20 protein-coding genes are annotated in these 22751 nt (G+C 70.4%); 8 read left to right on the forward strand and 12 right to left on the reverse strand.

Annotated elements, in window-relative coordinates:
* Positions 1 to 15 precede the first annotated feature (15 nt).
* Positions 16 to 240, reverse strand: a complete 225-nt coding sequence (locus tag ABZZ22_RS19025; RefSeq protein ID WP_354934200.1) for a hypothetical protein — start codon at positions 238 to 240, stop codon at positions 16 to 18.
* A gap of 56 nt (positions 241 to 296) precedes the next feature.
* Entirely contained in the window at positions 297 to 1091 is a 795-nt protein-coding gene (locus ABZZ22_RS19030; RefSeq protein ID WP_354934203.1) for a sigma-70 family RNA polymerase sigma factor, read from the reverse strand.
* 181 nt (positions 1092 to 1272) lie between these two features.
* On the opposite strand from ABZZ22_RS19030, the gene ABZZ22_RS19035 reads away from it, so the two are divergent.
* Together ABZZ22_RS19035 and ABZZ22_RS19040 are read left to right on the forward strand one after the other, a co-directional pair.
* Positions 1273 to 2043 (forward strand): SDR family oxidoreductase, encoded by a 771-nt coding sequence (locus ABZZ22_RS19035; RefSeq protein WP_354934206.1) that lies wholly within the window; start codon positions 1273 to 1275, stop codon positions 2041 to 2043.
* Positions 2040 to 3032: a UDP-glucuronic acid decarboxylase family protein gene (locus tag ABZZ22_RS19040; protein WP_354934209.1), complete on the forward strand. Its 993-nt coding sequence runs from the start codon at positions 2040 to 2042 to the stop codon at positions 3030 to 3032. Before ABZZ22_RS19035 ends, ABZZ22_RS19040 begins: the two co-directional genes overlap by 4 nt.
* On the opposite strand, the gene ABZZ22_RS19045 is transcribed toward ABZZ22_RS19040, so the two are convergent.
* The 7 genes from ABZZ22_RS19045 to ABZZ22_RS19075 are packed head-to-tail and all read right to left on the reverse strand — an operon-like array spanning position 2962 to position 11271.
* Positions 2962 to 3909, reverse strand: a complete 948-nt coding sequence (locus ABZZ22_RS19045) for a glycosyltransferase family 9 protein (protein ID WP_354934212.1) — start codon at positions 3907 to 3909, stop codon at positions 2962 to 2964. The genes ABZZ22_RS19040 and ABZZ22_RS19045 overlap by 71 nt on opposite strands.
* Complete coding sequence (rfaE2, locus tag ABZZ22_RS19050; RefSeq protein ID WP_354934215.1) at positions 3909 to 5228, reverse strand: D-glycero-beta-D-manno-heptose 1-phosphate adenylyltransferase; 1320 nt, start codon at positions 5226 to 5228, stop codon at positions 3909 to 3911. Before rfaE2 ends, ABZZ22_RS19045 begins: the two co-directional genes overlap by 1 nt.
* Positions 5225 to 5842, reverse strand: coding sequence for an SIS domain-containing protein (locus ABZZ22_RS19055; protein WP_354934218.1), 618 nt, complete (start codon positions 5840 to 5842; stop codon positions 5225 to 5227). The genes rfaE2 and ABZZ22_RS19055 overlap by 4 nt, the downstream gene beginning before the upstream one ends.
* On the reverse strand, positions 5839 to 7071 hold the full coding sequence (locus tag ABZZ22_RS19060) for a glycosyltransferase (protein ID WP_354934221.1): 1233 nt from the start codon (positions 7069 to 7071) through the stop codon (positions 5839 to 5841). Before ABZZ22_RS19060 ends, ABZZ22_RS19055 begins: the two co-directional genes overlap by 4 nt.
* Complete coding sequence (locus tag ABZZ22_RS19065) at positions 7071 to 8096, reverse strand: glycosyltransferase family 9 protein (RefSeq protein ID WP_354934224.1); 1026 nt, start codon at positions 8094 to 8096, stop codon at positions 7071 to 7073. Before ABZZ22_RS19065 ends, ABZZ22_RS19060 begins: the two co-directional genes overlap by 1 nt.
* Entirely contained in the window at positions 8093 to 9592 is a 1500-nt protein-coding gene (locus ABZZ22_RS19070; protein WP_354934227.1) for an HAD-IIIA family hydrolase, read from the reverse strand. The genes ABZZ22_RS19065 and ABZZ22_RS19070 overlap by 4 nt, the downstream gene beginning before the upstream one ends.
* On the reverse strand, positions 9589 to 11271 hold the full coding sequence (locus tag ABZZ22_RS19075; RefSeq protein ID WP_354934230.1) for a carbamoyltransferase C-terminal domain-containing protein: 1683 nt from the start codon (positions 11269 to 11271) through the stop codon (positions 9589 to 9591). The genes ABZZ22_RS19070 and ABZZ22_RS19075 overlap by 4 nt, the downstream gene beginning before the upstream one ends.
* A 135-nt stretch (positions 11272 to 11406) precedes the next feature.
* Here ABZZ22_RS19075 and ABZZ22_RS19080 point away from each other — a divergent pair, with 135 nt between their 5' ends.
* From ABZZ22_RS19080 to ABZZ22_RS19100, 5 genes are all read left to right on the forward strand, one after another.
* Positions 11407 to 12369 carry a glycosyltransferase gene (locus tag ABZZ22_RS19080; RefSeq protein ID WP_354934233.1) on the forward strand — a complete coding sequence of 321 codons (963 nt, stop codon included), beginning with the start codon at positions 11407 to 11409 and terminating at the stop codon, positions 12367 to 12369.
* A gap of 178 nt (positions 12370 to 12547) precedes the next feature.
* On the forward strand, positions 12548 to 14578 hold the full coding sequence (locus tag ABZZ22_RS19085) for a catalase (protein WP_354934236.1): 2031 nt from the start codon (positions 12548 to 12550) through the stop codon (positions 14576 to 14578).
* 118 nt (positions 14579 to 14696) lie between these two features.
* Entirely contained in the window at positions 14697 to 14840 is a 144-nt protein-coding gene (locus tag ABZZ22_RS19090) for a GPGG-motif small membrane protein (protein WP_354934239.1), read from the forward strand.
* Positions 14841 to 14940: 100 nt separating this feature from the next.
* A complete protein-coding gene (locus ABZZ22_RS19095; RefSeq protein ID WP_354934242.1) occupies positions 14941 to 15189 on the forward strand; it encodes a hypothetical protein in 249 nt (82 codons plus the stop codon).
* 16 nt (positions 15190 to 15205) lie between these two features.
* A complete protein-coding gene (locus tag ABZZ22_RS19100; RefSeq protein ID WP_354934245.1) occupies positions 15206 to 16399 on the forward strand; it encodes a cytochrome P450 in 1194 nt (397 codons plus the stop codon).
* Between the two features lie 20 nt (positions 16400 to 16419).
* On the opposite strand, the gene ABZZ22_RS19105 is transcribed toward ABZZ22_RS19100, so the two are convergent.
* From ABZZ22_RS19105 to ABZZ22_RS19115, 3 genes are all read right to left on the reverse strand, one after another.
* Entirely contained in the window at positions 16420 to 18150 is a 1731-nt protein-coding gene (locus ABZZ22_RS19105; RefSeq protein ID WP_354934248.1) for an MFS transporter, read from the reverse strand.
* Positions 18147 to 18869, reverse strand: coding sequence for an LppX_LprAFG lipoprotein (locus ABZZ22_RS19110; RefSeq protein ID WP_354934251.1), 723 nt, complete (start codon positions 18867 to 18869; stop codon positions 18147 to 18149). Before ABZZ22_RS19110 ends, ABZZ22_RS19105 begins: the two co-directional genes overlap by 4 nt.
* Before the next feature lie 201 nt (positions 18870 to 19070).
* On the reverse strand, positions 19071 to 21551 hold the full coding sequence (locus tag ABZZ22_RS19115; protein WP_354934254.1) for a DNA topoisomerase IV subunit A: 2481 nt from the start codon (positions 21549 to 21551) through the stop codon (positions 19071 to 19073).
* A gap of 472 nt (positions 21552 to 22023) precedes the next feature.
* Here ABZZ22_RS19115 and ABZZ22_RS19120 point away from each other — a divergent pair.
* Positions 22024 to 22751, forward strand: a 728-nt coding sequence (locus ABZZ22_RS19120) for a DUF222 domain-containing protein (RefSeq protein ID WP_354934257.1), incomplete at its 3' end; no start/stop codon positions are given.

Below are 22751 nucleotides of genomic sequence, written 5' to 3' on the forward strand. Positions count from 1 at the left end.
ATCGCGGTTTTGTCCTCACTTCTTCTTCGTTCCACCCTTGAACTTTCGCAACACTGCGTCGGTCCCCTTCTTGCGGACCATGGTGGTGACGACAGCCATCGCGACCGGAACCACGAATGTGGCGACAGCCGAGATCCGCTTGCCCCAGGAAGACTCCTGCCACTTGGCCTTCGGGGTGCCGTTCCACAGTGCGCGCTGCGCGGTGTCGTCGCGCTCGCCGGTGATCGTTGAGTACGTCATGCCAGTCTCCTCATCTGTTGGGTCGGCCTTCGTCCCGTACCCGTCGTGGATGCGGGTCATGCGGCGATGCCTACGCCTTCGAGCTGGTCTCGCAGGTCGTCGATGATCCGCGTCAGGATCCGGGAGACCTGCGTCTGGGTCACGCCGATGGTCTCGCCGATCTCCGCTTGGCTGCGGTCCTCGAGGTAGCGGAGACACACCACGAGCTGGTCACGTCGGGACAGGGTCTTGATCGCCTGTTCCAGCGCGAGTCGGGTCTCACAGTCGGCCAAGCCTCCGTCGATGCCGGGCAGCATGTCACCGATGGTGGCCTCGCCCGAGGACTGCGCGTCGCCGGCCCGCAGCGGGGCATCCAGCGAGGTGGGGGTGAAGCAGCCGCGTGCGTCGAGCGCCTCGCGTACCTTCTGCTCCGGGACGTCGGCGATCTCGGCCAGTTCGGAGGTGGGCAGGTTGCCCCGCTCGGAGCCGATCCGCAGCAACGTGCTCTGCAGCTCCTGGATCGGTCGCGGCGGCCGGACGGTCCAGCCATGGTCGCGGAACCAGCGCTTCACCTCACCACGGATGGTGGGCACCGCGTAGGTGAGAAAATCGTCGGCGCGGTCCGGGTGGAAGCTCTTCGCCGCTCGGACCAGCGCGGTGTACGCCACCTGTTCAAGATCGGCGCGGGGGATTCCGCGGCCGTTGTAGCGGTGAGCGATCGAGCGTGCGACCGCTGCGTTGAGCAGGATCACGTCCTCGAGGAGTCGCTCCTGCTCCTCTCCTTCGGCGTTGTGCGCCTTCGCCAACAGCTCTGAGGTCAGACGCTGTCGCTCGGCCCTGGGAAGGTCTGTCTCGAAAGTCGTCGTCGTCATGTCCAGGTAGTGCCCGACTCGAGGGTGCACCAACGGTTTCGAAGAGAAGTTCACCCGGCGGGGTGTGCCTCACCGCCCCCCGCAACCACCCCTACGGGTGGGAATCAGCGGCAGGCGGTGCTGCGGCGGCTCGCTACGGGTACCGGTGGAGCTGAACGCACAGACACGTGGAAGGAACACCATGAACGAGACCTTCGGCAGAAACAGTCTCGAGGGCAGGGTGGCGCTGGTGACCGGCGCCGGGAGTGGCCTGGGACGGGCGACGAGTCGCGTGCTCAGCGGCTCCGGTGCCTACGTCGTCGCCAGCGACCGGGATGCCGCGGCCGCAAAGGAGACCGTCGAGCTGATCCGTGGAGAGCCACGACGGGGAGAGGCGGAGGCCGTCGAGCTGGACGTCACCTCACCCTCAGCGGCCGATGAGACCGTCACCGACCTCTCTCAACGTTTCGGTGCCCGGTTCGATCTTCTGATCAACAACGCCGGCACCGACCGCGGGTCCGACCTGGTCAACATCGAGGACGAGCAGTGGCACGGCGTCTTCGGTGTCAACGTGGACGGCCCGATGCGCCTCTCTCGTGCCTTCGTACGTCACCGGCTCGCGCTCGAGGACGGGCCGACCCAGCCGGTGGCCGATATCGTCAGCATCGCCTCGATCAGTGCGCTGACGGTGGGCTCGGGCGCTGCTGCGTACAACTCGTCCAAGGCAGCGCTGCTCAAGCTCACCGAGGTGATGCAGACCGAGGCGCGCGAGCGGGAGTGGCCGGTCCGGGTCAGTGCGATCAACCCGGCGGCCATGGCCACGCCGATGATGGACCAGTGGGGACTCCCGCCGGAGCGGATGATGGACCCGACGATCGTTGCCGAGCTGATCCGGTTCGCGGTCTCGCTCCCTGAGGAGGCCTGTCTGCAGAGCTCCGTGGTGATGCTGCGCAACGAGGGCTACCCGCGATGAAAGACTGGGAGCAGGCATTGTCGGGCGCTCGGGTGGTGGTCACCGGGGGAGCCGGTTTCGTCGGCTCGTGGGTGAGCGAGCGGCTCCTTGACGCCGGGGCGCAGGTGTGGATCGTCGACAACATGCTCACCGGCTCTCCCGACAAGATCGAGCACCTCTTCCACCGCCCGGGCTTCGCGGTCTCCATCGCCGACGTCGGCCACTCGATCCCGGACCCTGGTGGCGTCGACCTGGTGATGCATCTGGCCTGTCCGGCCTCTCCGGTGCACTACCAGCGGCTCCCGCTCGAGACGCTCCGGGTGGCGAGCGATGGCACGGTCAACGCCCTCGAGCTGGCTGCCCGCCACAACGCCCGGTTCGTGCTCACCTCCACCTCGGAGGTCTACGGCGAACCCGAGATGCACCCGCAGCACGAGGAGTACTGGGGCCACGTCAACCCGATCGGCGTGCGCAGCGTCTACGACGAGGGCAAGCGGTTCGCGGAGGCGACGACGATGGCCTACGCCCGCGAGCGCGGCGTCGACGTCGGGGTGGCGCGCCTCTTCAACACCTATGGTCCGCGGATGAGCCTGGACGACGGCCGGGTCGTTCCGGCCTTCATCGGGCAGGCCCTGAGCGGATCCCCGCTGACGGTCGCCGGCGACGGCTCCCAGACGCGCTCGCTGTGCTGGGTCGAGGACACCGTCGAGGGCCTGCTGCGGCTCGCCTGCGGCGACGCGTCCGGCCCCGTCAACATCGGCAACGACCACGAGATCACCATGCTCGAGCTGGCGCACATGGTCATCGAGTTGACCGGATCCAGCTCGAGCATCCATCACGTCGCGCTGCCTGCCGACGACCCGCACGTACGCCGCCCGGACCTCACTCGGGCCAGGCTGCTGCTCGGCTGGGAGCCGACGATGTCGCTCGAGGAAGGACTCAAGCGGACGGCACGGTGGGTGGAAGAGACCCGCTCGGCTCGCGCAACAGACGCAGAGAGGCCGCGGTGACCTCGCTGACGGTCAGCCGCAGCAGGGCAGGGTCGGGGTGGGAGCCGTGTGGGTCTCCCGTGTCTGTGCCCCGCCACAGGGCGATGTGAGGGCCGGGCGGCGGACCCCAGAGAGCGGGCGGGGTGGGACCGAACAGGATCACCGACGGCGTCGCGAACGCCGAGGCCAGGTGGGCGATGCCGGTGTCACCGCTGACGAGGAGGTGGGTGTCGTCGACCAGGGCGGCCAGCTCGATCAGGTCCGTGGTGCCGGCAAGATTCGCCTCGGGCGGTAGGCCGGCCCGGCGGCGTACGTCCTCGGCCAGGTCGTGCTCACCCGAGGACCCGGTGATGAGGACCGGGGTTCCGGTGATCGCCAGACGTGTGGCCAGGTCGGCGAAGCGGTCGGGCGGCCAGCGACGGCTCCCGGAGGCGGCGCCGGGATGGATGAGGATCGCGGGGGTGTGGGACGCCGGACCCGGGGGCCGCGGGAGCCGCACGTCGTCCGGGCTGCCCTCGGCTCCCAGCGTCTCGACCAGCAGTCGGCACCAGCGCTCTCGTTCGTGCTCGGCCGGGTCCCAGGCGGGCCCATCGCCTTGGTCGAAGCCGATCACCCGGCGCGGGTCCAGGTCGCGGAGCAGATCGCGGGAGGCAGGACCGTTGCCGTGCAGGTCGATCACGAGATCCGGCGGTGAACCCGTCCAGGCCACCGGCGCGAGCTCCTCGGTGGAGATGACCTGATCGACCACGCCGGCGAACGTGATCAGCCGGGTCTGGGCCGCGGGCGCGGCAAGCACGATGCGGTGGCGTGGTAGCGCCCGGCGGAGCATGCGCAGAGCCGGCACCCCGGCGAGCAGGTCACCGAGCCCCAGCGCGCGATAGACGAGTGCCGTCCTCATCAGACCGAGGTGGCTCTCGCGGTCTCGATCAGGGAGGTCGTCGAGTGTCCGTCGTGGTAGGGCACCACGACCGTCCGGCCGCCCCAGGTGGCCAGCAGGTCGCTCTCGGGGAGGTCCTTCTCGGCGTAGTCGCCGCCCTTGACCCAGACGTGGGGACGGATCCGGGCGAGCACGTCCACCGGGGTGTCCTCGTCGAAGACGACCACGTCGTCGACGCAGTCGAGTGCCGCCAGCAGCCGGGCACGGTCCCGCTCGGGGACGAGCGGCCGGTCCTCGCCCTTCAGCCGGCGGACGGACTCGTCGGAGTTGAGGCACACGACCAGTCGTTGGCCGAGGCGCCGGGCCGCCTGAAGGGTGGCGATGTGCCCCGCGTGGAGGAGGTCGAAGCAGCCGCCGGTGGCGACGACCGTACGCTCCTCGGTACGCCGTTCGACGGGTGTGAACGACGCGGCACCGCCGGAGGCCACGAAGTCCCCGGCGGCCTCGACGGCTGTCTTCACGGCAGCCTCGGTCGCCACCGTGCCGGCGAGGCTCGCCGTCACGGTGGCCGCGAACCGGTCGCCGGCCCCGCAGGTGTCATGAGGTCCGACATGCTGGGTCGGGATCAGCTGGGGCGCCGCGTCGCGCTCGGCCAGGACAGCACCGTCCGATCCGACGGTGACGCAGACGGCCTGGGCGCCCCAGGCGCCGACCAGAGCGGCCGCGTGGTCGCTCGGATCCGTGCTCGCGACCCGACCGACGAAGCCGGCGGCCTCGGCTCGGTTCGGGGTGGCGAGACGTACGCCGGGGGTCGGGGCCGCCCCACGCGGATGCGGATCCCAGACCACGGGTGTCGATGTCGTCGCGGCGATGCCCGTCAGGGCGCTGCGCAGGTTGTCCACGCTCGAGAGGCCCTGGCCGTAGTCGGAGACGAGGACCGCGTCGGCCGCACCGATCGCGTCGAGCGCGTCGGCCGGGACAGGTGCGATCGAGCCGCACGCCCCCTCATCCAGCCGCGCGACCGGCTGCTGGTCGGCGATGATCCGCCGTTTGACCGGGGTGCTGCCGTCCTGAGGGACGGCAAGGACGTTGACGCCGGCGTCGCGGCACATCTCATGGATCCGCGAGCTTGCCGCGTCGGCGGCGAGCGCGGTCACCAGCACCACGTCGTGACCGTCGGCTGCCGCGAGAGCCGCTGCCAGGCCGGCCCCGCCGGGACGTAGCCGCTCCCTGGGATCGTCGATGACCGGCGCGTCCGCCTCCGGCAGCCGGCGGCGTACGTCTCCGGTGACGTCCACGTCGAGCAGAGTGTCGCCGACCACGACCATCCGGACGCTCATCGCGCGGCCTCCAAGTCCTCGACCGACGCCCGTGCCGGGGTGCCGACGCCGAGCTCGCGGTCGAGTGCCGCGCACATGATGTGCAGAGCGACCAGGTGCATCTCCTGCACGGTGGCGGTGTAGCGGGCGTCGACGGCGCAGTGCTCGTCGGAGAGTTCGGCCAGCGGGTTGGGGGCCGGACCCGTCATCGACCACACCTGCAGCCCGGACCGACGCCCGCGGCGGGCGGCAGCCAGGACGTTGCCGCTGCGACCGCTCGTGGACATCAGGACGAGTACGTCGCCGGGGCGGCCATGGGCCTCGACCTGGCGAGCGAAGAGCTCATCGGGCGGATAGTCGTTGCCGATGGCGGTCAGGCTGGAGGTCTCCGCGGAGAGGCAGATCGCCGAGAAGGGCGCACGGTTCTCGCGGTAGCGGCCGACCAGTTCGGCGGTCAGATGCTGGGCCTGGGCCGCGCTGCCTCCGTTGCCTGCGGCCAGAAGCCGGCCGCCGTCTTCGAGAACGGGGGCCAGGCGTACGCCCCAGTCGTCGGCGGTGTCGACGCATCCGTCGAATCTGCGCAGGGCCTGGCTCAGCTCGGCGAGGTGCTCGTGGGCGCACGGGGTCGTTGTCATCGGACTGCCTCCTTCGTATCGACGGAACCGGTGGATCGGGCGGGTCGGGTAAGCCGCTCGTAGAGGTCCTCGGTGGCAGCCAGGACGTGGTGCCAGTCGTACCGCTCGACCGCGCGCCGCCGACCGGCCTCGCCGTAGCGCCACCTGCGTTCCGGGTCGCGCAGCAGGGCGGCCAGCGCGCGTGCCAGGTCGACAGGGTCTCTCGGTGCCACCAGATCACCGGTGACGCCCGGGACCACGGTGTCGAGAAGCCCGCCGACGGCCGTGCCGACCACCGGTCGGCCACACGCCATCGCCTCGACCGGCACGATCCCAAAAGGCTCGTACCAGGGCACGGCGACCACGATGTCGCTGCTGCGGATCAGGCCGGGCACGTCGTCACGGTCGACGCTGCCGAGGAAGGTCGTGCGGTCGGCGACGCGGTGGCGTCGGGCGACCTTTCGCAGCCGCCGCGCCTCCGGGTCGGCGTCGAGATCCGTGTGCGACGGACCACCGGCGATGACCATCTCGACGTCGAGTCCCTCGTCGTGAACGAGGTGCCCAAGAGCCTCGATGGCGTTGCCGATCCCCTTGCGAGGCACCATCCTGCCCAGCACGAGCAGCCGCAGCCGGTCGGCGAGGCGGCCCGGACCGGGACGGAACAGATCGGTGTCGACACCACACGGGATGACCGTCTCGCGGTCGCCGGGAAGGCCCAGGCGGCGCAGCTCCCGGACCTCGTCGGTGCAGGTCGCGATGACCGCGTCGGCCTCGGCGCACAGCCGGCGCTCGTGCTGGATCCGTTCGGGCGGGCTGGTGTCGGCGTCGCCCTGCTGGCGGCGTTTGACGGACCCGAGGGCATGGAACGACTGCACCAGCGGCACGCCCTGCTCTCGGACGCCGGCGAGCGAGGCCAGCCCGCTCATCCAGAAGTGGGCGTGGACGAGGTCGGGTGGATCGCTCAGCCAGGATTCCTGGAGCCGCCTGGACAGCTCCGGGATGTAGGGGAGAAGATCGTCCTTGGCGACCTCTGCAGGTGGACCGGCCGGGACGTGCTCGACCACATAGCCGTCGGTGCGGACACGGGCGGGGGAGCCGGCGTTGTCGCGCCTGGTGTAGACGGTCACCTCGTGGCCGTCTTGGGTCAGACCCGCGGCGAGCGCCGCGACGTGGACGTTCTGTCCACCGGCGTCCTCGCGGCCGAGGGCGGCGAGCGGGTTGGCATGTTCAGAGACGAGTGCGACGCGCATCAGCGGCTCCTTCCCACGGTTTCGGATGGACGTACGCCGAGGGTGCCGAGCGCGGTGACGACATCTTCGGGCGTGACGCTTGTCAGGCATGGGTGGCCGGGCACGGGACACTCGCGGGCGCGGGTGTCGCGGCAGGGCGCGTGCTGGTCGCCGAGGAGCACCCGGTCGACGCGGTAGGGTGCCCAGCGCTCGGCGCTGATCGTCGGGGCGTAGAGCGACACCACGGGCGTGCCGACGGCAGCGGCCAGGTGGGCCGGGCCGGTGTTGCCGACGACGACGGCCTCGGCCCGCTCGAGCACGCCGGCCAGCTCGTCGAGCTCGAGAGCGCCGCCGAAATCCGTGCCGTCCTCCGCGGCGACGTAGGCGGTCAGCGGTCGCTCCGCAGGGCTGCCGGTCACGACGACACCGAGCCCGAGGGCGCGCAGCCGTCCGCACAGCTCGCGGAACCGGTCCGCCGGCCACGCGCGGGCGGGCGCCGAGGTGCCTGGGTGGAGGACGACGTACGGCTCCGAGCCCGTCGACCCTCGTCGGCCGCGGCCGAGGACCGCCAGCCGGCCGTCGTCACCGTCGGGGAGCCGGCCACCGCAGGCGATGGCGACGGCGAGCGAGCGTTGGGCCTCGGGGATGTCCTCCTCGACCCGCACCCGATGGTCGAGCAGCGAGCCGGGGTAGTCGGTGCTCACCGCACCGATACGGTCGACGCCGGCCATCCTCAGGACGAGTGCGACGGGCAGCGGCGACTGGTGGAAGCTGGTGAGGACGACCGCCCGGTCGAACAGACCCGCCTCGAGCCGTTTGCGGAGCAGGTCGACCTCGTCGGGATCGACCGGCGGCGGGTCGGCGACGATCCACGGCGCCTCCCAGCACAGCACCTCGTCGACCCCGGGCAGCAGCTCGGCTGCCTCGCGGCCGAGGGGACCGCACAGCATCGTGACGTGGTCGCTGGTCGCGGCCATCGCACGCACCGCCGGGCCGGTGAGGAGCACGTCGCCCATCGAGTCCAGGCGTACGACGAGGGTCCTCACCACGCGCCTCCCATCACCTGCTCGACGGCCTCGGAGAGGTCGTCGGCGGTGCGAGGAGCGGCGTCGATCTCTTCCTGGCGGGTCCGCTTCGTCGGGACCATGCAGGCGCTGACGCCGGCACCTCTCGCGGCGGCGATGTCGCTGCCGATGTCGCCGATCATCAGGGCGCGGTCGGGATGGACCCCGGTGTCGGCGAGCGCCCGTTTGACCAGCTCAGGACCGGGTTTGCGGCACTCGCAGTGGTCCTCGGGGGAGTGCGGGCACCGCAGCACGGCCTCGAACGGGCCGAGCAGCTCGACGACACGGTCGTCGACGGCGTCGGCCTGCTGCTCGCTGATGAGGCCGCGGCCGATGCCGGACTGGTTGGTCACGATCATCAGCCGGACGCCTTCTGCCCGGAGCCGGTCGAGCGCCTCGCGGGCACCAGACAGGGGGCGGACCAGGTCGGGGTCGCCGTTGTAGGGCACGTCTTCGACCAGGGTGCCGTCGCGGTCAAGCAGGACCAGCTCGGGGATTCCTCGCCAGGCCTTGGCGCCGTGGTGGAGACGTACGCCTCGAAGCAGGTGCCAGGTCGCGGCCGCCGGGATCGCGGCGCTGGTCAGCAGCATGCACCTGATCTCGTCGGCCGTTCGCGGGCCCGGGAGGATGCGATGCCAGGCGAGCTCGGCGGTGCCCGCCAGCCAGCCCATCGCCCCGGTGGTGGCGAGCCCTCGCCGCCGGGAGAGCAGACCGGCGACGCCGAGAGCTCCGGCGGCCGTGACGGCTAGGTGAGCCTTCCGACGCCCCTCGGGAGCCCGCGCCCGCTCGTGCCAGCCAGGCCCGTGGGCCACCCGCATCAGGATGTCGTCGGCGTTGCCCGCCTGGGCGCGCACGCTCGCCCAGTCGTCGGAGGGCCGCACCGGGTGGGTCACGTGTCGGCTGCCGGTGACGATGCGGCCGTGGTCGGCGCCGAGACGCAGGGCCAGGTCGGCGTCCTCGCGGAACGCTCGCCGGAAGCGCTCGTCGAAGCCGCCGACCGCGGCGATCCGGTCGCGCCGGTAGCTCATGTCGGCGGTGATCCACGCCGATGTCTCCAGGCCCGCGGTGCCACGCTCCCAGTCGGTCGGGCGACGGCCCCCGGGGAGCGGCACCGTCAGGCGCCCCTGGCTGCCGACGATCTCCTGCTCGGGGTAGTCCTCGAGCAGGCGCAGATCGGCGATGAGGTCGCGATACCAGCACACGTCGGGCACCACGTCGTCGTCGAGGAACGAGACCCAGGGCGTGCGGGTGTGACGCCAGCCGATGTTGCGGGCTCGGGCCGGCCCACCGCCGCCGGTGCGGACCACCTCGACATCGATCGTCCCGTCACCGACGACCAGGTCGTCGCCGTCGGGGCGGTCGTCGACCACGATCACCGGACGGTGCAGCGGCACCGTCTGGCTTGCGAGCGCGTCCAGCAGCGTCCACAGGCTCGCCCGGCCCAGGGTCGGGATGACGATGGTGGTCTCGATGGTCATGAGAAGGCCCCCGATCGGCGTACGACGAACGGCCCGATCGCGAGCAGGTCGATCGGGCTCGACCCGAAGCACTCCAGCGCGTCTCGCGGTGAGTCGACCATGGGACGGCCCGCGGTGTTGAGGCTGGTGTTGACCACGACGGGCAGGCCGGTGCGTGCCTCGAACTCGCTCAGCATCCGGGCCAGCAACGGCTCGTCGACGGCATCGACGGTCTGGATCCGGGCGGTGCCGTCCACGTGGGTCACGGCCGGGATGAGCGCATGCCACTCGGCGGTGACGTCGTGGACGAAGAGCATGTATGGCGAGGGCAGCGGCCCCCGCTCGAAGATGTCCGCGGCGCGCTCGGCGAGCACCATCGGCGCCACCGGGCGGAACTGTTCGCGGCCCTTGACGTCGTTGAGCCGCTCCAGGTTCTCCGGGCGGCCCGGGTGTGCCAGCAGCGAGCGGTGCCCGAGCGCCCGCGGGCCGAACTCGCTGCGTCCCTGGAACCACGCGACGATCCCGTCCCCGGCCAGTGTCTCGGCGACGGTCGCGGCCAGGTCGTCCGGCCGCTCGTAGCCGATCCGGGCGGTACACAGCGCCGCCTCGATCTCCTCGTCGCTCCAGCCGCGGCCAAGGGCCGCTCCGGGCATCGGCACGAGGCGATCCCCGCCGTCGGCAGCGACCTGCAGCGCGGCACCCAGCGCCGTCCCGGCGTCTCCGGCGGCCGGCTGCACCCAGATGTCCTCATACCCGCTGTTCTCGACCAGCTCGGTGTTGGCGACGCAGTTGAGCGCCACCCCGCCTGCCAGCGTCAGGTGGCTGCCACCGGTCTGCGACCGCAGCCGCTGGGCCAGCTCGACGAGCACCTCCTCGAGCCGCAGCTGCACGCTCGCCGCGAGGTCGGCGTGGTCCTGGGTCCACTCGGCGCCCGGAGCCAGCCGGGGCGCCAACGAACGCCAGTCGACCTTCTCGGTGAGGAACCCACCTTGGCCGGTGAGCCGGATCCGCTCGGTCAGCTCGTCGATGAAGCGCGGCTTTCCATAGGAGGCGAGCGCCATCACCTTGTACTCGTCGCTCGAGCGCAGGAACCCCAGATGCTCGGTGAGGTCCTCGTAGAGGAGCCCCAGGGAGTGCGGGAGCTCTTGGGCGTGGAACGTCGTCAGCGACCCGTGCTCGTCATAGCGGCCGGCGAGATGGCTGTTGCACTCACCGCGACCGTCGAGGACGAGCACGTCGCTGCCGTGGGAGACGTACGGGGAGGCCAGCGCCGTGGAGGCGGCATGGGCGACGTGGTGGGGCACGAAGCGCACCGCCGCCGGGTCCAGCCCCGGCAGGAGATCGGCGAGGAAGGTCGGTGCATGTGCGGCGTACGTCTGCCGAAGCCCGTCCCACGGGTCGTCCAGGCCCATGGCGTCGGCCGGGCGAGCGAGCGCCGGGTCGTAGGAGTACGCCACCGCGTCCAGGTCCTCGGCGCTCAGACCGGCCTCGGCCAGGCACCACCTGATCGCCTGCTCCGGGAGCTCCCATGCAGCGAACGGCACCGGTCGATGGCCGTGCTTGCGGCGCGAGAACCGCTCCTCCTCGGCGGCTGCGATCGTCACGCCATCGACGACCAGCGCGGCGCTGGGATCGTGGAACAGAGCATTGACGCCGAGGATCTTCATCCGTCCTGCCTTCCGGGACTCAGTGGGTGCCATGGGGCTGTGTCGTCGGGCCGTGCCATGGGGGAAGTGCCTTTCGAGTACCCGCAGAGAAGCGCTTTAAACCGCTTCTCGCAGAACTTCCTCCCGCCGGGCCGTATCACCGAAGGTGCTCCTGGGCACCGGCCCGACATGAGAATTCTGATCTGGCACGTGCACGGGTCTTGGACGACCTCCTTCGTGCACGGCCGCCACGAATACCTTCTCCCGGTGACCCCGGACCGCGGCTCCGACGGGCTCGGTCGCGCCCGCACATGGGACTGGCCGACGGCCGCTCGCGAGGTCGCGCCCGAAGCGCTGCCGGACGAGGACGTCGACCTCGTCGTCCTGCAGCGTCCGCACGAGGCCGCCCTGGCCGAGCGCTGGCTCGGCGGCCGTCGACCCGGGATCGACGTACCCGCCGTCTATCTCGAGCACAACACTCCGGCCGGCGCCGTCCCCGACACTCGTCACCCCATGGCAGGCGGAGGCGTGCCGATCGTGCACGTCACCGGATTCAACGATCTCGTCTGGGACTGCGGCGAGACTCCGACGACGGTGATCGAGCACGGCATCGTCGACCCTGGCCGCCGCTACACCGGCGACATCGAGCGCGCCGCGGTGGTCGTCAACGATCCCGTACGTCGCGGCCGATCCGTCGGGGCCGACCTCGTCCCCGCACTGGCCGAGGGCGTCGGCGCCGACGTGTTCGGGATGCGCGTCGAGCACCTGCCCGCACTCCGGGGCCTGCGGACGTACGAGGACCTGCCCCAGATGGATCTCCACGACCACCTTCCGCGGCGCCGCGTGTACGCGCACCTCAACCGCTGGACCTCCCTCGGCCTCTCGCTGATCGAGGCGATGCATCTGGGCATGCCCGTCGTCGCGCTGGCCACCACCGAGACGCCGTTGGCGGTGCCGCACGAGGCCGGCTTCGTGACCACCCGCCGGGACGAGATCGTCTCGGCCGTACGCCACCTGATGAAGGATCCCGACGTCGCGGAGGAGGCCGGTCTGATCGGGCGCCGGCACGCCAGGAAGCGCTACGGCCTGGAGAGGTTCCTCCGTGACTGGGACGACGTGCTCCGATCGGTGACCGACGGCGTCGCTCCCTGATCCGGGCATGCTCGGCGCCGGCCAGGGGTACGGGACGCATGAGCCTTTCCCCGACCGTAGGAGCGTCATGTCGGACATTCCGATCCCCGGTGCCCCCGCCCCGCAGCCGCCACCCGTGGAGGAGCCCACCGAACCGGTACCCACACCAGGCCCCAAACCTGACCAGAGCGGACCACAGGTGCGGACGCCGACCGGTGTGGAGGCCCACGATGACCAGCAGGTCAATGCCCAGCAGGGCGAGTGGCTGACCACGTCCGGAGGCGTGCGTCTGCGCGAGACCGACAAGTCGCTCAAGGCGGGTGAGCGCGGCCCGACCCTGCTCCAGGACCACCACCTGCGCGAGAAGATCACGCACTTCGACCACGAGCGGATCCCGGAGCGCGTGGTCCACGCCCGCGGGGCCGGCGCGCACGGCACCTTCAAGGCCTACGGCGGCGCGGAGACCGTGACCAGCGCCGGCTTCCTCGCCGAAGGCCGGGAGACGCCGGTCTTCGTGAGGTTCTCCACGGTGCTCGGCTCGCGCGGCAGCGCCGACACGGCACGTGACACCCGCGGGTTCGCGACCAAGTTCTACACCGAGGAGGGCAACTTCGACCTCGTCGGCAACAACATCCCCGTCTTCTTCATCCAGGACGGCATCAAGTTCCCCGACGTCATCCATGCCGGCAAGCCGCACCCGGACCGTGAGATCCCACAGGCTCAGTCCGCGCACGACACCTTCTGGGACTTCGTCTCGCTGCACACCGAGGCGCAGCACCACACGATGTGGAACATGTCCGACCGCGGCCTGCCGCGTTCCTACCGGATGATGGAGGGCTTCGGCGTCCACACCTTCCGGCTCGTCAACGCCGCCGGCGAGACGAGCCTCGCGAAGTTCCACTGGAAGCCGAAGCTCGGTGTGCACGGCCTGCTCTGGGAGGAGTCGCAGATGCTCGGTGGCTTCGACCCCGACTTCCACCGCCGCGATCTCGCCGACGCGATCGAGACCGGCGCATACCCCGAGTGGGAGCTGGGCATCCAGGTCTTCCCCGACACCCCTGAGCAGACCTACGCGGGCATCGACCTGCTCGATCCGACCAAGCTCGTTCCGGAGGAGATCGCGCCGGTCCAGAAGATCGGCCGGATGGTCCTCGACCGCAACCCGTCCAACTACTTCGCCGAGACCGAGCAGGTCGCCTTCCACGTCGGCAACCTCGTGCCCGGCGTCGACGTCACCGACGACGCCCTGATGCAGGCGCGGCTGTTCTCTTACGTCGACACCCAGCTGACCCGGCTCGGCGGACCGAACTTCAACCAGATCCCGGTCAACCGCCCGCACGCCCCGGTCAACGACATGTTGCGCGACGGGTTCCACCAGGACGCGGTGCACCGTGGGGTGGCGCCCTACCATCCCAACTCGCTCGACGCCGGGTGCCCGTTCATGGCGGGCGACCCGCAGGGAGCCTTCGTGGACAACCCGGTCAGGGTGCCCGAGACGGTCAAGCAGCGCGCTCAGCCGGCCTCCTTCGACGACCACTTCAGCCAGGCGCGACTCTTCTGGCTCTCGATGACACCGGTCGAGAAGCAGCACATCATCGCGGCGTACAGCTTCGAGCTGGGCAAGGTCTACGAGCCCGCGATCCGCGAGCGGCAGCTGCAGTGCCTGGCCAACGTCGACGCCGACCTTTGCGAGGGGGTCGCCACCTCCCTCGGGCTGCCGACGCCGTCTCCGACCGTCGAGCTCGCCGACCCCGAGCCCAGCCCGGCTCTGTCGATGCTCGGCGGCTCCTACCCACCGGACGGACGGGTCGTCGGCATCGTCGCCGGCCCGGAGAGCACGTCCGACCAGGTCGACGGGGTGCGTACGGCGCTCTCCGGGGCAGGGATCACGCCGCTCCTCATCGCCCCCACGGGCGCTCCGGTGGGCGGGGAGCTGCCGGTGCAGCGTACCTTCGCCACCGCTCGGTCGGTCGAGTACGACGCGCTGGTGGTCGCAGACGGCGCGGGGGCCATCGACTCGGACCCGCACCTGCTGCTCCTGATCGAGGAGGTCTTCCGGCACGGCAAGGCGCTCCTCGCCTGGGGCGACGGTGTGGAGGCGGTCGCGACAGCGGGGATCGCGGTGCCCGCGCCGGGGGTCAATGCCCTGGAGTCCGGAGCCGAGGTCGCCGCCGAGCTTCCCGACCTGCTCGCTGCGCACCGGTCGTGGGAGCGGTTCACGCTCTCCTGAGGGGTTTGCCGTCAGGAGGGTTTGCCGGACGCGGGGGTGGGTACCGGTAGCCCGTAGCCGCTTGGACGACAAGGTCCGAGCATCCCCCGCAACAACTACACACCGAGGTGAGATCCAAATGGCACTACTTCTCTGGCTGATCGCGGCAGCTCTGGTGATCGGCGGCATCGTGTCGCTGATCCGTGGCCAAATCCTGTGGGGCGCAGTCCTCATCGTGGTCGGCCTGTTGGTCGGCCCCGGTGGGGTGAGCATCTTCACATAGACACCGTGCGGCCCGGCGCCCCCAGCGGGCCCCGGGCCGCGTGGCGTCCGTGTGAAAGGCCGGCATGAGAGCCGGTGTGAAGCGAGCGAAAGGACCGATCATGGGTAAGTGCGTCACGTGTGGCAACGACTACGACGGGACCTTCGAGGTGACGACGGCATCGGGCGAGCACCATGTCTTCGACTCGATCGAGTGCGCGGCGCCGGTGATCGCGCCGACGTGCGTCAACTGCGGCACCCGCATCCTCGGGCACGGGGTGCAGAACGAGCAGCACATGTTCTGCTGCGCTCATTGCGCCAACGAGGTGGGCGTGACCGGTGTGAGCGACCGGGTCACGAGCGGTTCCTGACGGACAGTTGACCCGGATGACCCGCGATCTCGCCACGGATCTGTTCCGGCACGGTTACCACGCGATCCCCGATGCTCGCCGCGAGGCGGGCGACGCGCCGGTCTGTCCCGTCAAGCTCCTCGGAGACGACGCTCTGGTCGTGAGCGGTCCCGGCTCCGTACGTCGCTTCTACGACTCCTCGCTCATCCAGCGCTCCGGTGCGGTCCCTGCGCCGCTTGCCGCGCTTCTCTTCGGCTGGGGGGCCATCCACGGCCTCGACGGCGCCGAGCACCTCCACCGCAAGGCGCTCTTCCTCGACCTCCTCGACGATGCCGCCGCCGCGGACCTTCAGGACAACGTACGCTGCCACCTGCTCTCGTCCCTGCACGAGAATCACGGGGAGACGGTGAGCGTGTTCACGCTCCTGTCCGAGGTCTACGGCCGCGCAGTCCTCGACTGGGCCGGCATCTCGGTGCGCGACCCGGGCAGGGTCGGGCGCCGGCTGGCGGCGATCGTGGACGGGTTCGGGATGTCGGGGCCGTCAGTCGGGTCGGCGTGGGCGGCTCGGCTCTGGGCCAACCACTGGGCGCGGGGGTTGATTCGGGAGGCGCGCTCGGCCTCGCCGGTGTCCGGTGCCCCGACGCCCGTGCAGACCATCGCGGGCTGGCGGGACCAGCACGGGGACCTGCTGTCCGTCCCCGTGGCCGCGGTCGAGCTGCTCAACGTCCTTCGCCCGGCCGTCGCGGTCGCCTACCTCGGCGCCTTCGCCGTGCAGGCCCTCGACGATCATCGACAGCTCTGGCCGACCCTCGCCGAGCACGCTTCCTGGCGGCAGGCCTTCTCCCAGGAGGTTCGCCGCACCTCTCCGTTCGTGCCCGCGCTCGCCGGTGTCACCCGTCAGCAGGTCGACTGGGACGGTCATCCCGTCTTCCCGGGACAGCGGATCGTCCTCGACGTCCCCGGAACCGACCTGGATCCGAGCTCGTGGCCAGCGCCGATCGAGTTCTCACCCGAGCGGTTCCTCGGCCGGCAGGCCGACCCGTTCGAGCTGGTCCCGCAGGGCGGGGGAGACCCGACAGAGGGACACCGGTGTCCCGGCGAGCCGGCGACGATCGAGATGCTTTCCGCGACCGTCGAGGTCTTCGCCGCCGCCTCGTGGAGCGTGGCGGAGCGGGGGAGCACCTACCCGCGGATTCCGGCTCGGCAACGGTTGCGGGTGCGGATCGGATAGGCCGGGTTCGGCCCGGCACCTCAGAGCGCGGTGACCGTCTCGCTGGGGGATAGGGCCCGAGTCGGCGCGCCCCACAACAGCACGACCGACAGCAGCGCGGCGATCGCCGCGCAGACCGCGGCACCGGCGAAGACGGTGTGCTCTTGGGAGATGGCGGCACCGATGAGCAGGTCCTGATACTCCTCGCACATGCCACCGCCGGTGCAGACCGAGGAGAGCGACGGCAGGTCGGCCTGGGCGGCGTAGTAGCTGCGGAGGCCGATCGTGGTCAGCGCCGAGATGCCCACGAGCATGCCGACCATGCGGGCGACGACGGTGAACGACGTGGTCAGGCCGTGCACCGACTGCTCGGTGGTGGCCAGGACCGCCGCGTTGACCGGCGCCAGCGCGAGACCGAAGCCGAGGCCGCCGGCGACGAGCACGACGGTCGACGACAGCGAGCGGAGGGCCTCGGCGTCCCAGCGGGCCATGAACACGAACGCCACCGCCGCGAGCAGCATCCCGCCACCCGCGATCACGCCCGCGGGCAGCCGCCGGATGAGGAACCCGCCCACGACGGCGCCCACCGGCAGCGCGACCAGGAACTCCAGCAGCACCAGGGCGGCCCTCAGCTGGCTGTCGCCGTGGATGGTGGTGCGGGCGAAGAGCGGCACATCGATGAGCGCGGCCACCAGGGCTGCGCCCACGAAGAACGAGACGAGCACCGAACCCCACGCCGGCATCCGCGCGAACGCACCGCGCGGCACGATCGGGTTCTGTGCCCGCCGCAGGTGGAAGACGAAGCCGAGCAGGGCGAGCCCGGCAGAGACGAGATACCAGACGCCCTGGTCGGAGAAGACCGCCACCTCGGGGTCGGCGGTCGCGAATGCCAGGATCACGCCCGCCAGGGTGATCGAGAGCAGCAGCGCTCCGAGGAGATCGACCTCTGCGGTGATCCGGCGAAGCACGCTGCGTACGCCTGGCTTGGCCATCCACGTCGCCACGAAGCCGAGCGCGGCGATGATCGTGATCAGCCCCAGCGGCGTCAGCCAGCGCGAGGATCCGACGGCAGGCACGTAGAGCGCACCCCAGGTCAGGTCCTGTACGAGCGTGGTGGGCTCGACCGCCAGCAGCACGAATGCGGCGCCGGCGACCAGCAGCATCAGCAGCGCCGCCACGCCGATCGAGCCGCTGGGCTCGACCAGCGAGGCTCGCGGGCCGGCGCTTCGCCCCAGCCTGCTGATGGCGATCGCCAAGACGGCGCCGACCACGAGGTTGAGCAGGAAGATGGCCCGCCAGTCCGCGACCGCGAGCACCACCGCCCCGAAGAGCGGGCCGAGCACCGAGCCGAGCTCCTGGACCGCCGAGACCAGCCCGAGCGGCACGCCGCGGCGCTCGACCGGATAGAGCGCCGCGACCAGAGCAAGGGTCGCCGGCACCAGCGCACCACCGCCCAGCCCCTGGAAGAACCGCCCGACCACCATCGCGGTCAGGTCCCACGAGAGCGCCGTGAGGAAGGAGCCGAAGGCGAAGACCACCAGCCCGGCGACGAGCACCGGTAGGTGGCCGAGGAGGTCGGCGAGCCGTCCGATCAGCGGCAGCACCGCGACGTAGCCCAGCAGGAAGCCTGAGATCACCGGTGCGGCCCGCTGCAGCTCCTCGATCGAGAGCCCGACGCCTGCCATCATGTCCGGCAGGGCCAGCACGACGACGTAGGTGTCCGCAGCGGCGAACGCCACCGCGATCGCGGCGAGCCAGAGGACTGCCCTCACGGCTTGGCGATCTCCTTCTCGACGCCGTACTCGGTCACGTCGAGCGTGTAGGAGTAAGCCGCCTCGCCCTCACCGCTGAAGTTGCCCGTGATGGTGGCCTCGGTGAGCTCGTCGGCGTCGTTGATGACGTAGGTGACGTCGAACTCGCCCTCCGCGCCGGCGAGGATCTTCTGGACCGCCGCGGCCGGCAGCGTGCCGGTGTAGGTGGAGAGGATCTCGTCGTTGTCGGCGCCGCCACGCACCGACTTGCCGATCTTGACGTCCTGGGTCGCCGGGAGCAGCGAGGAGATGCCGGTCTGCGGAGCGATGAGCGCAGCCGGGTCCGGCACGCCGTACTTGGCCGGGTCGAGCTCCTGGAACGAGGTCGTGAACGGCAGCTTCGCGTAGACGACGTCGTCGACCGAGACCACCTCGACCTGCGCCTCGGCACCCATCACCGGCACGGTGAGCTTGCCCTCGAAGGCGGGCTGGCGGGTCAGCGTCCCGGTCGCAGCCTTCAGCGTCGTGATGCCTTCGGGCAGGTCGTCGGAGGCGAGCGAGAAGTTGATCCCGCTGGTCTCGTCGAGGTGGTTCTGCGCGGCTGCGAGCACCTGCTGCGGCGTACGGCCCTTGGCCGGGTCCTCGCCGCCGCAGGCGGTCAGCACGAGGAGCGCGGCCAGGAGGGCGATGAGAGCGAAGGCGAGGCGCGGCAGGTTCCGCCCCAGATGCGAGCTGAGCATGCGGGTCAGAATGCCACGCCCCGCAACTCCATGGGGCGTTCAGGTCCGTTCGGCCGTGTCGGACCGCGCCGGTTCGGCTGGTCCGGCAAGCGCTGTGGGTGCGGATGCTCACGGAGGTAACTCGGTCTAGCTGCACTTCCCTCGTGGAACTCCGCGAGGGAAGTGAGCGTCGACCGAGTTACCTCGGTGAGCAGACGACACCTACCCGGCGGAGACCGGGAACGCGTGGGCGACCGGGCCGGCGACGGCGTCGATGGGCTGCTCCAGCGGCACCCCGGAGCCGTCGCGGCGGGGGTCGATCTCGGGCAGCTCGATCGGTGCGCCGGAGGCCGCGGCTGCCATCGGGGGAGCGGCGCCGACCCAGGCGAAGACGATCGAGTCCTCGCCCTTGAGGTAGCGGTGGGCGCGTACGCCGCCGGTGGCCCGGCCCTTGGCGGGGTACTCGCTGAACGGCGTGGCCTTCACCGATCCCGTCTCGGTCCCGGGCAGAGCGCTCGACGAGCCGGCGATGGTCACGACCGCCGCACCCTCGGGAGCGTCGGCGGAGACGACTCCGAAGAAGATGACGCGGGAGCCGTGGGCCATCCGGACGCCGGCCATGCCGCCGGCGCTGCGGCCCTGGGGGCGTACGACGTCGGCGGGGAAGTGGAGGAGCTGGGCGTCGGAGGTGACGAAGACCAGCGCCTCGGTGCCGGTGCGCAGCTCTGCTGCGCCGACCACCTCGTCGCCGTCGGCGAGCTTGATGACCTCCCACTCGTCCTTGTTGAGCAGCACCTCGGGGTTGACCCGCTTGACGACACCGAGCTTGGTGCCGAGCGCGATGCCCGGGCCTTCGGTGGCCAGCGTGGTGAGTGCCAGCGCCTTCTCGTCGGACTCCAGCGAGAGCAGCGCGGACAGCGGCAGACCACCGGAGAGGTTCGGGTCGCCGTGGGTCGGCGGCATCGCCGGCAGGTCGAGCACCCCGAGGCGTACGAGGCGTCCGCGGGAGGTGAGGACGCCGATCTGGCCGCGGACGGTCGCCGGGACCACCGAGACGATCACGTCATGGTTGGCGCGTCCCGAGCCGGTCGAGAAGGGCTCGGCGTCCGAGGAGCGGGCCAGGAGACCGGTCGAGGAGAGCAGCGCGAAGCACGGGTCGTCGGCGACCTCCAGGCTCATCGCCTCGAGCGCCGGGGTGCCGGCCGAGGCGAGCAGGACGGTGCGGCGCGGGGTGCCGAACGTCTTGGCCACCTCACCCAGCTCGTCGGAGACGACCTTGCGGAGCATGTCGTCGTCGCCGAGGATCGAGTCGAGGTACTCGATGGTGGCGAGCAGGTCCTCGCGCTCCTTCTCCAGCTCGATCTTGGAGAACTTCGTCAACCGGCGCAGCGCCATGTCGAGGATGTACTCCGCCTGCGCCACGCTCAGGTCGAAGACCGACATGAGCCGCTCCTTGGCCTCTCCGGCGTTGTCGGAGGAGCGGATCAGCTGGATGACCTCGTCGATGTCGAGGATCGCGATCAGCAGACCGTCGACCAGGTGGAGCCGGTCGGCGGCCTTGTCGCGGCGGAACTGGCTGCGGCGGCGGACGACGTCGTAGCGGTGTCCCAGGAAGACCTCGAGGAGCTCCTTGAGGCCGAGGGTGCGCGGCTGGCCGTCGACGAGCGCGACGTTGTTGATGCCGAAGGAGTCCTCCAGCGGGGTCATCTTGTAGAGCTGCTCGAGCACGGCCTCGGGGACGAACCCGTTCTTGACCTCGATCACCAGGCGGGTGCCGTGCTCGCGGTCGGTGAGGTCCTTGAGGTCGGCGATGCCCTGGATCTTCTTGGACTGCACCAGCGTCTTGACGCGCTCGATGATCTTCTCGGTGCCGATGTTGAACGGCAGCTCGGTGATCACGATGCCCTTGCGGCGGCCGAACGTCTCGATCCGCGTGGTGGCGCGGATCTTGAAGGAGCCTCGGCCGGTCTCGTACGCGTCCCGGATCCCGTCGAGGCCGACGATCGTGCCTCCGGTGGGGAGGTCGGGGCCGGGGATGAACTTCATCAGCGTGTCGAGCTCGGCACCGGGGTGCTTGATGAGGTGACGCGCGGCGGCGATGACCTCGATCAGGTTGTGCGGCGCCATGTTGGTGGCCATGCCGACCGCGATGCCGGTGGCGCCGTTGACCAGCAGGTTGGGGATCGCGGCGGGGAGCACGCTCGGCTCCATCTCCCGCGAGTCGTAGTTGGGCCGGAAGTCGACCGTGTCTTCCTTGATGTCATCGGTCATCGCCTGCGCGGCCGGACCCATCCGGGCCTCGGTGTAACGCATCGCCGCAGCCGGGTCGTCGCCGCCGGGGGAGCCGAAGTTGCCGTGCCCGTCGATCATCGGCAGCCGCATCGCCCACGGCTGCGCCATCCGGACCAGGGCGTCGTAGATCGCGCCGTCGCCGTGCGGGTGCAGCTTGCCCATCACCTCACCGACGATGCGGGCACACTTCACGTGACCGCGGTCGGGTCGTACGCCCATGTCGTTCATCGTGAACAGGATCCGGCGCTGGACGGGCTTGAGGCCGTCGCGGGCGTCGGGCAGTGCCCGCGAGTAGATGACGGAGTAGGAGTACTCCAGGAATGAGGACCGCATCTCGTCACCGATGTCGGTGTCGAGGATGTGCTCCTCGAAGTCGTCAGGGACGTCCTGCTTTGCCTTGCCGCGTGCCATAAGGGGCATTGTCTCGAATCCCTGTGCGAACGCGACATCGGGCTCGCCGTATGGGGTCAGATCTGTCTGGTACGGCCCGGTGGTCGAGACCTTCTCCGCTGGTCGAGGCGCCGGAGCCTGGGCGGAGGCGTGTCGAGACCAACACAGTCGCTCCGGTGGTCGAGCTTGTCGAGACCTCCCCTGAGGAAACCTCGCTTCGCGACCGTTTCTTCGCTTCAGGGTTCGCCGCCGACCCCTTCCTCGAGTGTTTCTCGATCATGCACCGCCTCAAGGACGGGCTTCGCCCGCCGCTTCGCGGTGGCCTTCGGCCATCCTTGACCCGGCACCTGATCGAGAAAAGATTTCGCCTATATCGGGGCGGCGGCGAGGGTGTGGCGCGGGGATCAGGTTGCTTGTTCACGGACCGCATAAATCGGTGCTGACCAGCACAAACAGGTAGCGCCGTGGTGCCGTTTGGCATATAATTGGGCGCATGAACGAGACCGCCGACCACCTCCTTGCCGGGCCGCCGCTGGGTGCGTCCGAGAAGGAACTGGTCGACTGGATCAGCCGGCTTGAAGAGGTGAAGTGCGCCGCTGAGGCTGTTCAGGCAGAAGCAGCGGTACGCCTCGACGAGGCCACCCGGGCACGGCAAACCGAGGCAGGGATCCCTGCCCGCAAGCTTGGGGAGGGCGTCGCCTCGCAGGTGGCGTTGGCGCGGCGGGTCTCACCGGCCAAGGGAGCCAAACTGTTGGGGCTGGCGAAGATCCTCCTCGCCGAGATGCCGCATACGTTCGCGTTGATGAAGGCCGGGTTGTTCTCGCAGTGGCAGGCCACCATCCTCGCCCGCGAAACCGCCTGCCTCTCACTGGAGAACCGCCGCGTCATCGACTACCAGCTCTGCTCGCCCGGCTCCGACGACGAACCGCCTGTTGTGGTGACGATGGGGCTGCGGCAACTCGAGAACGCGGCCAAGAAGCTGGCCATCACCCTCGATCAGGAATCCGTCGTCGCGCGGGCAGCGAACGCGGAGAAAGACCGCCGGGTCAGTGTCCGGCCGGCGCCGGACACGATGACCTGGCTCGGCGCCCTGTTGCCGGTCAAGGACGGCGTCGCGGTGTTCGCGGCGCTGGACCAGGCAGCTAAGGCCGCCTGTGCGGCCGGCGATGAGCGCACTCGCGGTCAGGTCATGGCCGACACTCTGGTCGACCGCGTCACCGG

Origin of the sequence: Nocardioides sp. NPDC006273, assembly GCF_040613495.1 — a bacterium.
GTDB lineage: Bacteria > Actinomycetota > Actinomycetes > Propionibacteriales > Nocardioidaceae > Nocardioides.